We start from the raw sequence: 12,476 nt of genomic DNA, 5'->3' as shown, positions 1-12,476 counted from the left end.
TTAGGCTGTTTAGTTAATCAATTATTCGGGTTGATAAATGCGATTATTTGTCGCGATAACGCTGGATGAATCCGTTCGTCAGGCTTTGATTAAGGCGCAGGCTGAATTAAGGCAGTCAGGCGTCGATGCGCGATGGGTTGAGCCAGTCAATATCCACCTGACCATGCGTTTTCTGGGCGAGGTGCCTGAATCGATGGTTTCTAAATTGGCAGAAACTTTGGTCAAAGCCTGTTCCGGACACAGGGCTTTTAGTATGGAGATTGTTGGGCTGGGCGCTTTTCCGCCTGCCTGTGCGTCACACGCAGACAGGAACGTCAGCCGTCCGCGAGTAGTCTGGGCCGGATGCCGTGAGCTGAAGCCGGTGTTGCCGGCGCTTTACCGCGATATTGAAACCGGTATTTTGGGCATGGGACTGCCCGGGGACGACAAGACCTTCTTAGCTCACATAACCCTGGGCCGGGTAAAATCGGGGAAGAATGTTGATAAACTGGCAACAGTTATTAATAGTAATAATAGTAAATCGTTTGGTATTCAGGCAGTCAGCGGCGTGACGCTGTTCGAAAGCAAACTTACGCCGGACGGCCCGATTTACCGCGAAGTGGAGAAATTTAAATTAGGATAAATGAATAAATCCCGCAACCGGTAGTTGTGGGGTCTAAGATCCAGTGAGCGCCATAGGGCGCCATGGCGCTTCGGCGCCATAACGCTATATGGATTAACTGGCTCTAAGAGGAGGTTTTTATGGCAGAGCAAAAGGAAAAAGAAAAGAAAGCCCCGGCGGTTAGTGCCGAACAGAAGCAGAAATCGGATGCTTTGACTCAGGCAATTGCTCATCTGGAAAAGCAGTACGGCAAGGGCGCGGTGATGAAACTGGGCGGTGAAACGCGCATTGATATACCGTGCATCTCGACCGGTTCTTTGAGCTTGGACATTGCTCTGGGTGGCCGCGGCGTGCCCAAGGGCCGGGTGATTGAGATATTCGGGCCGGAAGCTTCCGGCAAGACAACGCTGTCGTTGCATATCGTGGCTAACGCCCAGAAAAACGGCGGCACGGCCGCGTTCATTGACGTGGAACACGCGCTTGATCCGATTTATGCCGAGAAAATAGGCGTTAATCTGGAAGACCTGGTGATTTCCCAGCCGGACAGCGGCGAACAGGCCCTTAACACAGCCGAGACCTTGGTTCGGAGTAATGCGGTTGATATCGTGGTCGTTGACTCGGTGGCGGCGCTGGTGCCCCAAGCCGAAATCGAAGGCAATATCGGCGATGCGCACGTTGGTCTCCAGGCACGCTTGATGTCACAGGCGCTCCGGAAACTGACCGCGATTATCAGCAAGTCCAACACCTGCGTGATATTCATCAACCAGCTTCGCGAGAAAATCGGCATTTCCTGGGGTAACCCGGAAACCACGCCGGGCGGACGGGCGCTGAAGTTCTACGCTTCGGTTAGGCTGGATGTGCGTAAAATAGGTTCGCTCAAGAATACCGCCGAAGAGGTTATTGGCACCCATGTCCGGGTGAGCGTGGTTAAAAATAAGGTCGCGCCGCCATTCCGGAAGGTGGAGCTTGATATTATGCACTCCGGCGGGATTTCTTACATAGGAGATGTTTTGGATATGGCCGTTACTGCGGAAGTGGTTAAGAAGAGCGGCGCTTGGATGGAATACAAAGGCAACCGTATCGGCCAGGGGCGGGAAAAGGCTAAGGATTACCTCAAGGAGAATCCCCCGATTATGAAGGAGATAGAAGACGAGGTTAAGAAGCTTCACGGTTTAGCGTAATAGATTTTATAATAGGATAATTGTTAGGAGTATGATATGGCAGATAAAAAACTGAAGATTTATTACTGCAACGAGTCTCACGAAGTTAAGATTATAGGTAACAAAGAAGGATTGGAATTTTTGTCTGATGGCCTGAAGAAGATTATCGGCAAAAAAGGCCCGGGCGCTAACAGATTGAGCCTGCTGCCGGGCGACCAGCTGGTTGACGGCTCGGCTCCGGTGATGACGCTGTTTTCGGATAATAACGAAGATTACGAGGAAGAAGATTAACCGGGACGTAATTCTGCGGCGAGATTAATTTATGAAGGTTGACGAACTGCGCAAGTTGTTCCTGGAGTTTTTCCAGGAGAAGGGCCATCAGGTCTGCCCGAGCGATTCGCTGGTGCCGGCCAATGACCCGACGCTGCTTTTTACCGGCGCCGGTATGAACCAGTTCAAGGATTATTTCCTGGGCCGGGTCAAGCCGCTTTTTAAACGGGCCACCACGTCCCAGAAGTGCCTGCGCACTGGCGATATCGAAAAGGTCGGCCGAACCTCGGCGCACCATACCTTCTTTGAAATGCTCGGCAATTTTTCGTTCGGCGACTATTTCAAGAAAGAGGCCATCCAATGGGCTTGGGAGTTCCTGACGGTCCGGCTTAAAATACCGGCCGAGCAACTGCGTATATCGGTTTATAAGGATGACCACGAGGCATACCGGATATGGAACAAGGAAATCGGCATTCCGGAAAAGATGATTTACCGGCTCGGGCCGGAAGGCAACTTCTGGCCGGCTAACGCTCCGGCCGAAGGCCCGAATGGCCCGTGCGGGCCGTGCTCGGAGATATATTACGATTACGGCGAGTCTGTCGGCTGCGGTCTGCTAGAATGCGGCGTGGCTTGCGACTGCGGCCGGTTCGTGGAAATCTGGAACCTGGTATTTATGGAATTCGACCGGCGCGACGTGGATGAACTGGTGCCGCTGGCCCAGAAGAACATCGATACCGGCATGGGGCTGGAGCGTATCTCTGCCGTGATGCAGGGCGTCCGGAGTAATTTTGATATTGATATATTCAAGCATATTATAAAATATATTGATGGCTTGATAGAGGTGACGGCTGACCAGAAGTCGGCCGAGGCGAGCATCCCGGAGAACACAGCCCGAATCAGGCGCATTGCCGACCACAGCCGGGCGCTGGTGATGCTTATATCGGACGGTGTGTTGCCGTCGAACGAAGGCCGCGGTTACGTCGAACGCCGCATCCTTCGGCGGGCTGTGCGTGACGGCATGACTATGGGCCTTAACAAGCCGTTTATGCATAAGATTATTCCTTCCGTGATTGAAGTGATGAAGTCCGGCTATCCGGAATTGGTCGGCCGGCGCGAGCATATCGTACGGATAATCAAAGCCGAAGAGGAAAAGTTCCTGGAAACCGTGGAACAGGGAATGGTATTGTTGGATGAAACTATCAAGAAAGTAGCCAAATCGTCTAAGGTTTTTCCAGGCGAGGATGCTTTCAAACTTTACGATACTTACGGGTTTCCGATTGACCTGACCGAATCAATTCTGGCTGAAAAGGGTTTTCGGCTGGATATTACCGGTTACGAGGCGGCTATGTCAAAGCAGAAGGAATCGGCCCGGGCATCGTCTAAAATAGCTGATTCAGTTTTTGCCAAGACACCGCTGGATGAAATCAGGAATATCCTGTCCGAGACTGTTTATCTGGGCAACGAAACATTGGTCGCCAAGATGAAAGTTGAGGCCATCCTGGCTGAAGGCAAGGTTATCCAGTCGGCTGAAGCCGGTACCGAAGTGGGAATTATCACGGACCGGACGTCATTTTACGCCGAATCGGGCGGACAGGTGGGTGATATGGGGAAATTATCATCAGATAAAGCCCATATTACCGTGACCGATACCCAGAAGCTGGATAAATATTTTCTGCATATCGGCAAGGTTAAGAAGGGTTCGTTAAAGGTTGGCGACGAGCTGGAAGGCGTGGTTGATGCCGAACGGCGTATGGCCATTACCCGCAACCACACGGCTACCCACCTGCTCCAGAATGCATTGCGCACTATTGTTGGCGCTCATATCGAGCAGGCCGGCTCGCTGGTGGCTCCGGACCGGTTCCGTTTTGATTACAGCCATTTCGCGGCACTTAGCCGTGATGAGATAAAGGCAATTGAGGACTTGGTCAACCGGCGCGTTATGGAAAACGGCAAGGTTGACATCAAAACAACCACGCTTGAAGATGCCAAGAATCAAGGGGCGTTGGCTTTCTTCGGCGATAAATACGGGGAGAAGGTCAGGCTGGTCAAGATTTCAGATTACAGCCGGGAACTGTGCGGCGGTTCGCACGTTCATCAGACCGGCGATATCGGATATTTCAAAATACTCAGCGACGCGTCTATTGCGGCCGGCACTCGCCGGATAGAAGGGTTGAGCGGAGAACCGGCCGTTAAATATGTTCGGGAGAACGAGGCTCATCTGGTTGAGGCGGCCGAGCTTTTATCGGCGCCGCCGGCACAGTTGTCAGCTAAAATCAAGGCGCTCCAGAACCAGCTTAAAGAGCAACAACAGGAACTGGCCAAGCACCGCAAGGGCGATAATAAAGAGATTGCCCATGCTTTGCTGGCCAAAGCCTGCGCCATGGCATCCGGCAAATGCCGGGTGATTGCAGAAGTATTAGAAAACAAGACTGTTGATGATCTGCGCAATATCACTGATATTATCAAGGGTGTTAACGAACCGGTGATTGCACTATTAGGCACGGTCAGTGAGAACAAGGTCAACCTGTTGCTGATGATGCACCAGTCGTTGGTTAAGGATGATTTTAACGCGGTCAGCCTGATTAAAGAGGTGGCCAAGGTGATTGAGGGAAGCGGCGGCGGCCGGAAGGATATGGCCCAGGCCGGCGGCAAGCGGCCGGACAAGGTCGAAGAAGCGCTGGCTCTGTTTAATCAGCTGGTAAACCGCAATTGATAATTCGGTTATGCACATAACAGTTAACGGCGAGAAAAAAGAACTGGCTGAAGGGTTGACGGTTAGAGGATTGCTGGAAAAGTCCGGTATCGTTACCAATCAGGTGGCTGTAGAGGTCAACCTGCAGATTATTCCCAAAACTGACTTTGATAAATATGTTATCAAGCAGGATGATAAAGTAGAGATAATATCGTTCGTAGGCGGAGGTTAACCGATGGATAAGAAATTGAAGATTGGCAAATACGAATTCAATTCCCGGATGTTTGTCGGCACGGGCAAGTATGCGACATTCCCGCTGATGAAAGAGGCTTTGGAGGCATCCGGCACCGATTGCGTGACCGTGGCGGTTCGGCGGGTAAACCTGAAATCGGCTCTTTCCGGCAATAAAGACAGCGAGTCGCTCTTGGATTATATCGATACCAAGAAGTACAAGATTCTGCCCAACACGGCCGGCTGTTATTCGGTCGATGAGGCCGTGCGCACGGCCCGGCTGGGGCGCGAAGTGGGACTGTCCGATATGGTCAAAATCGAGGTAATCGGCGATGAAAAGACGCTTTACCCGGATTTGATGGGATTGATTGAGGCGACCAAGATTCTGGTCAAAGAAGGGTTTACGGTATTGCCGTACAGCTCGGATGATTTGATTACGGCGCTTCGTTTGGAGGATGCCGGCGCGGCCTGCGTCATGCCGCTGGGCGCGCCGATTGGTTCGGGATTGGGCATAGTCAACCCTATGAATATCCAGATTATTATCAGCCGGTTGAAAGTGCCGGTGATAGTTGACGCTGGCGTGGGTACCGCGTCTGACGTGGCCGTGGCCATGGAATTAGGCGCGGATGGGGTGCTCCTTAATACCGGTATTGCCTTAGCCAAAGACCCGGTTAAGATGGCTCGTGCCATGAAGCTTGCTTGCGAAGCCGGCAGAGAATCCTTCCTGGCCGGCCGGATACCCAAGAAATACTTTGAGGCTTCGGCGTCTTCTCCTAAAGATGGTAAAATAAGTCAATAAACTGATTACGCATCTTGCTGAAAAATGGATATATTGAATATCTCAACCCATTCCCGAACGGAATTGATTGATATCACCGGCCAGATTCAGGGCTTGATAAAGAAGAATAAATGGCAGGATGGGGTGCTGACCGTGTTCGTGCCGCACACAACGGCCGGGGTGACGATTAACGAAAACGCCGACCCGTCGGTGCAGAGAGATGTGCTCAAACAATTATCCAAATTAGCTCCGGTTGAGGCCGGCTATATCCACAGCGAGGGTAATTCAGACGGGCATGTCAAGAGTTCGCTGGTGGGCTGTTCGCTTAATATCATCGTCGAAAACGGGGCGATGGCGTTGGGCACATGGCAGGGCGTCTATTTCGCCGAATTCGACGGGCCGCGGAGCAGGAAGGTCCAGCTGAAATTCCTATCAGATAAGTAATATGAAAAGCAAGATTTTATTCAAACCGGTTCAATCAGGCGAAGACACTGCGGCTATCTGCGATAAGGTGGCCCAGCTATTCCAGGCTGTCACCCTGAAGAAATATATCCGCAAGGATGACCTGGTGGCATTGAAGATACATATGGGCGAAGGCCGGAAGAAGACCTTTGTTTCGCCCGATTTCATCAGGCCGATTATTGACCAGGTCAAGGAATGCGGCGGCAAGCCGTTCGTGACCGACACCAACACGCTTTATACCGGCCGGCGGTCCAACGCGGTGGACCATCTGATGATGGCTCACGAAAACGGTTTCTCCGTAGAAAACCTGGGTTGTCCGGTGATTATCGGCGACGGTATGATCGGCGAGAGCCAGGTTTCGGTTATGGGGCCGGAGGGCAAGTGGGCTCATATCTGCGGGCTGGCCCGGCGGGCCGACGTGATTATTGGCATTGCCCATTGCACCGGGCATCTTTTGTCCGGATACGGTGGCGCGCTCAAGAATATCGGCATGGGGCTGGCCGGCCGGGGCGGGAAGCTGGACCAGCATTCGGGCGTGCTGCCGGATATTGCCATAAGCGAGTGCGTCGGATGCGGGATATGCGTGGTGCATTGCCCGGCCAGGGCGATTAGTCTCAAGGATAAGAAGGCTTATGCGGATAGGAAGAAATGCTACGGCTGCGGCGAGTGTTATGCCGTCTGTCCGAACGGCGCGGTAAAAGTTGAAAAGTGGCATGCCGCGTCGGATATGGTCCAGGCGAAGATGGCCCGGTATTGCTCGGCGATACTAAAGGACAGGAAGGCATTGTTCATTAATTTCGCGATTAACGTCACCAAGAACTGCGACTGTATCGGCGAGCCGGAAAAGCCCATTGCCAATGATACCGGGATACTGGCCGGGACCGACCCGGTGGCCTTGGATGTGGCCAGTATTAAGGCGATTATCAAAACTGCCGGTGCCGATGTCTTTAAACAGGCCTGGCCGGATGTCGATTATAATATCCAGTTCCGCGAAGCGGAAAAGCTGGGCGTAGGCTCGACTGAATACGAGGTGGTCAATGATTAAGATGAGATGCCTGTTTTTAATAGGGTTGTTGATGCTGGCTTTGGGCGGCGGCGCGGTCTATGCCGCCGGCGCCGAAGTGGTCAGCGTGGATAACAGCAGTTATACCGGCGAAAATATTGTTTTCGGCGCAGACAGCTGTATTGTTTACCGGGGAGTCACGCCCACCGAAGTTTTATATAACAATATCGCCGGGATAATGATTTTATCGGAATTATCGCCGGCGGTAAAATCACCGGTCAGGATTACGACCGTTAATAACGATATCCTTATGGGCAAGATAGACGGCGGGCAGAAAGGCAAATTGCTGTTCTCGTCGCCGGTCATAGGCCAGGTGGAACTACAATATTCGGCTGTCAAAAGCATCGAAATGGCCGTCAACAAGTTTTTTATTAGTGAACCGGGCGATACGGAAGAAGATATGGTTTATCTGTTGAGCGGAGACAAGGACAGGGGCGCTGTTACTTTGCTGGACAGCGACAGGCTGGTGGTTAAGTCGTCTCTGTATAACAAAGAGCTGTCCTATAAGTTGGCTGATGTCGGGCGCGTGGAGTTTATGAGTTCCCCGGTCTTGAACAAACCGGACAGGCCGGGATTTGAAACGACGGTCTTGTGCCGGGATGGCAGCCGGATAACCGGGTATATCGAGGGTAGCAAGAGCCATATCGGATTGAAGACGCGTTACAATATTAATTACAGCATTCCGCTGGACCGGATAATATTTGTTTATTTCCCCGGCAGCCGCTGCCGGTATCTTTCCGACGAAACGCCCTCTATAGTTAAGGAATACGCCTGGACCTTTGCTCAGGATGATATGTTTCTGTGGCCTTACCAGCGCGATAGGGGCGTTCGGATAGGCAAAGGCGAGCCGAAGAATATCTCCATAAAAGGCGCTGAATATCCCAAGGGGCTGGGCGTTCACGCCAACAGCGAATTGACGTATAAATTCGCCGAGTTCACCGCAGGCAAATCAGACGGCCAGTACCAGACTTTTTATGCGACCATCGGGCTGGACGATTCCGCCGAGGACAAGGCCAGCGTCCAGTTCGTTATTTATCTGGACGGCGTCAAGGCTTATGAAAGCAAGGTTTTTAAGAGCGGCGACGGCCCTGAGGAAATCGCCATCCCGTTGAATAAAACCAAGGAGATGAAACTGGTGGTGACCGATGTCGGAGATGGTTATGTCCACGACCGGGCGGTCTGGGCGCTGGCCAGGGTCATTAGGCCTTGATTCGGTATGAGTTTCCCCAAATTAATGATATTCTTTTAATTAAATTATGAATTCAATAGTAAAGATTACTTTTTGTATAGTCAGTTTATGTGCCTGTTTTGGGTGCAGCGCCCACAATAATTTATCCTTAAGCAATGTAACTGAAAAACCAACGTTTAAATATACAGTCAAATCCGTCTGCGAAGAAATCCTGGCCACACCCGAAGATAAGCTGGATTTTGGCCGATATGTTATACTGCTTAGTAAGGTTGTAAATCCAAATATAAACATAGAAAATGAATTGAGACGATTGGATAATATGGCTGATGCGGTTCGCCCCCGACTAAAGGGCGTTAATAAGCCAAAAGAAATAATAAGGGTTTTAAATAAATACTTGTTTGAGGATATGAAATTTAAAGCCACAGGCATAAAAAAAATGGGAAATGTTCCTATGGAACAAATTATGGTGCCGTATGTTTTGGGGAAAAGAGAGGGGACATGTGTTCCTTTAAGCATTATATATCTTTGTTTAGCCGAGCGTTTGGATCTGCCAATTTATGGGGTAACTTTACCGAAACACTTTTTTGTAAGGTATGATGATGGGGAAACCAGGATAAATATTGATCCTGTAAAAAAAGGTATTGAGGTTGACGACAATAGCTACTTGAAGATTTTTGCGCCCTTGGTTAAAGATGCTGACTTGAAGATCAAGGAGATGCTTTTAAGAAATTTATCACGTAAAGAAATTTTAGGGGAATATCTGGGGGGGCAGTTAATAAGAGAATTTATAGACCCTGAAAAAATGCTAAATTACAAACAGGCGGTGGAATATGAAAATTATTCAATCGAATTATTCCCAAATTATTCATATTCTTATGTCAGAAAAGGCACATATATTCATTTCTTATGGGAAGAAAATGGTAAAAAGGATGCGAATGATCTTAATGAGGCACTTCAATATGTATTAAAGGCATATAATTTATATCCTTATGATCTATATACAATAGTAGCTATAATTTTAATTTATAATGATATGAATAATTGTCAGGAATGTTTAAAAATGATAGATGAATTATATCAGAAATTCTCACTTGCAGAGGTTGCAGAGATATGCACAAGTGAAGCAAACGATGATATAATGTTTATAAAGCAAAAGTGCCGGACAAAGCTGGAAGACCGGCCTGTTCCAAAATAAATAGTGTTTGTAGATGCGTGTAGATGCGACATACATCAGGGATGTCCAAAATTGACAGGTTTTTGGGCTGACCCCGACTTCCGTCGGGATAAGAGCCTCTAACTCACTATGCCTGCCTAATGCAGACCAGGTTCGAACTGGCTCTAAAAACGAATTAAACGTACTTTCAGCCTTTCAGGAGGGGGCAGTGGGGTATCACTAACTGGGATAGGGATGTCTGGGAATGGTTCACTGATGTCTCTGAACGGTTCATTGAGGGCGGTGAACGGTTCACTGACGTCTCCGAACGGTTCATCCAGGGCGGGGAACGGTTCACTGACGTCTCTGAACGGTTCATTGAGGGCGGTGAACGGTTCACTGACGTCTCTGAGCGGTTCATCCAAGGCGGGGAATGGTTCACTGAAGGGTACAAATGGCTTGTACTAAGGAACGAACGAGCTGTACTGCCCCGCTGGAATAAGCGGGATAAGAGCCAGTACGTTACTTCGTTCCTACTGGCTCTAAAGTAACGACGGGCCGTAGGTATACGCTTATAGGTTGTAGGCATATGCTTATAAGCCGTAAGTATATGCTTATAAGCCATATCCACAAGGATATAAGCCATATCCACAAGGATATAAGCCGTAGATTCGGGGATATGACTCATAGACGCTTGTCTGCAACCCGTAGACGCCTGTCTGTAACCCGTAGACGCCTGTCCGCAACCTATAGACGCCTGTCTGTAACCCGTAGACGCCTGTCCGCAACCTATAGACGCCTGTCCGTAACCCATAGACGCTTGTCCGTAACTCATAGACGCCTGTCTGCAACTTGTAGACGCTTCTTTATAACTCGTATTCACAAGAATATAAGCCTTAGTGCAGGAAATATGGGTCTTAGCAGGAGGAATATAAGCGTTTTGGAGGGGGCGCAACTGGATCTAGCCCCGATGATGCGTTTCTCATCGGGATAAGAGCCAGTAACTCACGTTGTTCGAACTGGCTCTAAAGATATTTTTTACATACCTGGAACACTTCTTCAACCGTAATCAGCCTCATACATTTGTGGTCGGTCGGGCAGGAGCGTTTAAGGCACGGGGCGCAAGCGGCCTTTTTGCAGATAATCGAATGCCCGTTGCCGAACGGGCCGGTGGTTGAGGTGTCGGTCGGCCCGAATATAGCCGCGACCGGAGTGCCCACGGCGGCGGACACGTGCATCGGCCCGGTGTCGTTGGTTACCAGCAGTTTGCATTTTTTGAGCAGGGCGGTCAGCTGAAGTATCGAGGTCTGGCCGGTAAAATCAATCACCCGGTTGCTGTCAATTTGCCGGGAAATCAGGTTGCCCAGCTTGGCTTCGTTCGGGCCGCCGATGATGACGATATGCAATCCGCTGTATTTATCAAGCAGCTTTTTTGACAGTTCCACGAATCGTTCTGTTGGCCAGCATTTGGCATCGCCGTAAGTCGCGCCGGGGTTGATGGCTATGAAATATTCCGCTCCGGAAGCGATTGCTTTTTTAATCTGTCCGGTTGCCCATTTCTCTTCCTCCGGTGAAGTCGTAATCTGCGGGGCCGAGAAGGGCACGGGCTTATTAGCGCTCCAGACTGAAAGCAGGTTCAGGAAATAATAGACCCTATGCTGGGTCAGGATTTCTTTGGTCCTGGGCAGGCTTTGGGTCAGCAATCCGCCGCGGCCTTCGCTGGCATAGCCGACGCGATGGGTTATTTTTGTCAGAAAGCTTACCAGTGCCGAATGGAACGAACGGGGCAGGATGATGACCAGGTCAAACCGCTTGTTCTTGAGGTGCTTGATAAGTTTTATCTCGGCGCCGATTTTTTTCAATCCCTTGGCGTCTTCATAGGGGATGATGTCGTCTATGGCGCGCTCGTACTTGAACAGCTCGGCCAGGTTGGAACGGGACAGAACCGCGATGCGGCTTTCGGGGAACAGGTAGCGTACGGCTTTGAGCACCGGCAGGGACATTACCGCGTCGCCCAGCCAGTTGGGTGTCTTGATTAATATGTGTTTGTAATCCGTATTCATAATTACTTATGCCCGATGATTGACCACCAGATTTGGTGCAATCTGAGGTTTCTTAAACAATGGGTTATGATATCTTTTTTGTTAGCTTTAAAGTAGTTATCGTCAAAATATATCTTGAGGAATCTGAATCTGTCCGAAGCCGTGATAGCCGCAGCTCCCAGGAACTTGGCAATCGAGCGGTTCAGGCGTATCAGGCTGTTTAATTCTGATTGCTGATTTTCTAAATCCTTGGCGCCATCGAAATCGATGATATAGGCCTTGTCACGGTTTACCAGGATATTGCGGATATGCAGGTCGCGGTGCAGGATGCCGGCCTGGTGCAGTTTTTTTATGGATGCGTTGACCATTTTGAATAGATTGGTTTTTCTGGATAATAATTCTTCCGGTGAATCAGTTTCCCCCAGCGAGACGATGGCTTCGGCCAGTGTGGGCGCATCGATTTCCTTGGTGATAATCCAGAGCTGGCATAGGGGGCCGAACACTGGCTTGGTAATGATACCCAGTATTTCTGGCGCCGGCACGTTTGATTTGATGGCTTGCTCGGTCATATTCAGCTCATTGATGGCTCTGGTATTGCCCCAAAAGATGTCCGGCAGTAACGCGCTGCTTAGCCCGCCGCGTTTGTATTGGCGAATGACGGCCGAAGTGTCAGCGCCTGTTTTAAAAGTATTATAGCTGCCCCGGCCCTGGACTGTTTTTCCCGGGGACGCCGTCTTGATATTTTTGATGATGTCCTGATAGCCTTTGCGGATGAGATAAAAAAGGCCGTCATCTTTTATCGATTCAAATGCCTCTGAATTAACAGGCTTCATAA

General features: G+C 50.1%; 12 protein-coding genes. 10 read left to right on the top strand and 2 right to left on the bottom strand.

Annotated elements, in window-relative coordinates; genetic code table 11:
• Nucleotides 1–37 precede the first annotated feature (37 nt).
• The 10 genes from thpR (at nucleotide 38) to WC980_09520 (ending at nucleotide 9,641) form a co-directional block, all read left to right on the top strand.
• A complete protein-coding gene (gene thpR / locus WC980_09565) occupies nucleotides 38–622 on the top strand; it encodes an RNA 2',3'-cyclic phosphodiesterase (protein MFA5795292.1) in 585 nt (194 codons plus the stop codon).
• 119 nt (nucleotides 623–741) lie between these two features.
• Nucleotides 742–1,782, top strand: coding sequence for a recombinase RecA (gene recA, locus WC980_09560; protein MFA5795291.1), 1,041 nt, complete (start codon nucleotides 742–744; stop codon nucleotides 1,780–1,782).
• A gap of 36 nt (nucleotides 1,783–1,818) precedes the next feature.
• Nucleotides 1,819–2,052: a hypothetical protein gene (locus tag WC980_09555; protein ID MFA5795290.1), complete on the top strand. Its 234-nt coding sequence runs from the start codon at nucleotides 1,819–1,821 to the stop codon at nucleotides 2,050–2,052.
• A gap of 31 nt (nucleotides 2,053–2,083) precedes the next feature.
• Nucleotides 2,084–4,744 carry an alanine--tRNA ligase gene (gene alaS / locus WC980_09550; GenBank protein MFA5795289.1) on the top strand — a complete coding sequence of 887 codons (2,661 nt, stop codon included), beginning with the start codon at nucleotides 2,084–2,086 and terminating at the stop codon, nucleotides 4,742–4,744.
• Between the two features lie 10 nt (nucleotides 4,745–4,754).
• Nucleotides 4,755–4,955, top strand: a complete 201-nt coding sequence (gene thiS, locus WC980_09545) for a sulfur carrier protein ThiS (GenBank protein ID MFA5795288.1) — start codon at nucleotides 4,755–4,757, stop codon at nucleotides 4,953–4,955.
• Nucleotides 4,956–4,958: 3 nt separating this feature from the next.
• Nucleotides 4,959–5,753 carry a thiazole synthase gene (locus WC980_09540; protein ID MFA5795287.1) on the top strand — a complete coding sequence of 265 codons (795 nt, stop codon included), beginning with the start codon at nucleotides 4,959–4,961 and terminating at the stop codon, nucleotides 5,751–5,753.
• Nucleotides 5,754–5,777: 24 nt separating this feature from the next.
• Nucleotides 5,778–6,176: a secondary thiamine-phosphate synthase enzyme YjbQ gene (locus WC980_09535; protein ID MFA5795286.1), complete on the top strand. Its 399-nt coding sequence runs from the start codon at nucleotides 5,778–5,780 to the stop codon at nucleotides 6,174–6,176.
• A gap of 1 nt (nucleotide 6,177) precedes the next feature.
• Nucleotides 6,178–7,239 (top strand): DUF362 domain-containing protein, encoded by a 1,062-nt coding sequence (locus tag WC980_09530; protein ID MFA5795285.1) that lies wholly within the window; start codon nucleotides 6,178–6,180, stop codon nucleotides 7,237–7,239.
• On the top strand, nucleotides 7,232–8,467 hold the full coding sequence (locus tag WC980_09525) for an NPCBM/NEW2 domain-containing protein (protein MFA5795284.1): 1,236 nt from the start codon (nucleotides 7,232–7,234) through the stop codon (nucleotides 8,465–8,467). Before WC980_09530 ends, WC980_09525 begins: the two co-directional genes overlap by 8 nt.
• 46 nt (nucleotides 8,468–8,513) lie before the next feature.
• Nucleotides 8,514–9,641, top strand: coding sequence for a transglutaminase family protein (locus WC980_09520; GenBank protein ID MFA5795283.1), 1,128 nt, complete (start codon nucleotides 8,514–8,516; stop codon nucleotides 9,639–9,641).
• A gap of 983 nt (nucleotides 9,642–10,624) precedes the next feature.
• Here the strand turns inward: WC980_09520 and waaF are convergent.
• Nucleotides 10,625–11,662 carry a lipopolysaccharide heptosyltransferase II gene (gene waaF / locus WC980_09515; protein ID MFA5795282.1) on the bottom strand — a complete coding sequence of 346 codons (1,038 nt, stop codon included), beginning with the start codon at nucleotides 11,660–11,662 and terminating at the stop codon, nucleotides 10,625–10,627.
• A gap of 2 nt (nucleotides 11,663–11,664) precedes the next feature.
• Nucleotides 11,665–12,474 (bottom strand): lipopolysaccharide kinase InaA family protein, encoded by an 810-nt coding sequence (locus tag WC980_09510; protein MFA5795281.1) that lies wholly within the window; start codon nucleotides 12,472–12,474, stop codon nucleotides 11,665–11,667.
• Nucleotides 12,475–12,476: the final 2 nt, after the last annotated feature.

This window comes from Candidatus Brocadiia bacterium (genome assembly GCA_041658285.1).
In the GTDB taxonomy this organism is placed as follows: domain Bacteria; phylum Planctomycetota; class MHYJ01; order JACQXL01; family JACQXL01; genus JBBAAP01.
Note: the sequence above shows the minus strand (reverse complement) of the source record. Positions and strands in the feature narration are given on the sequence as shown.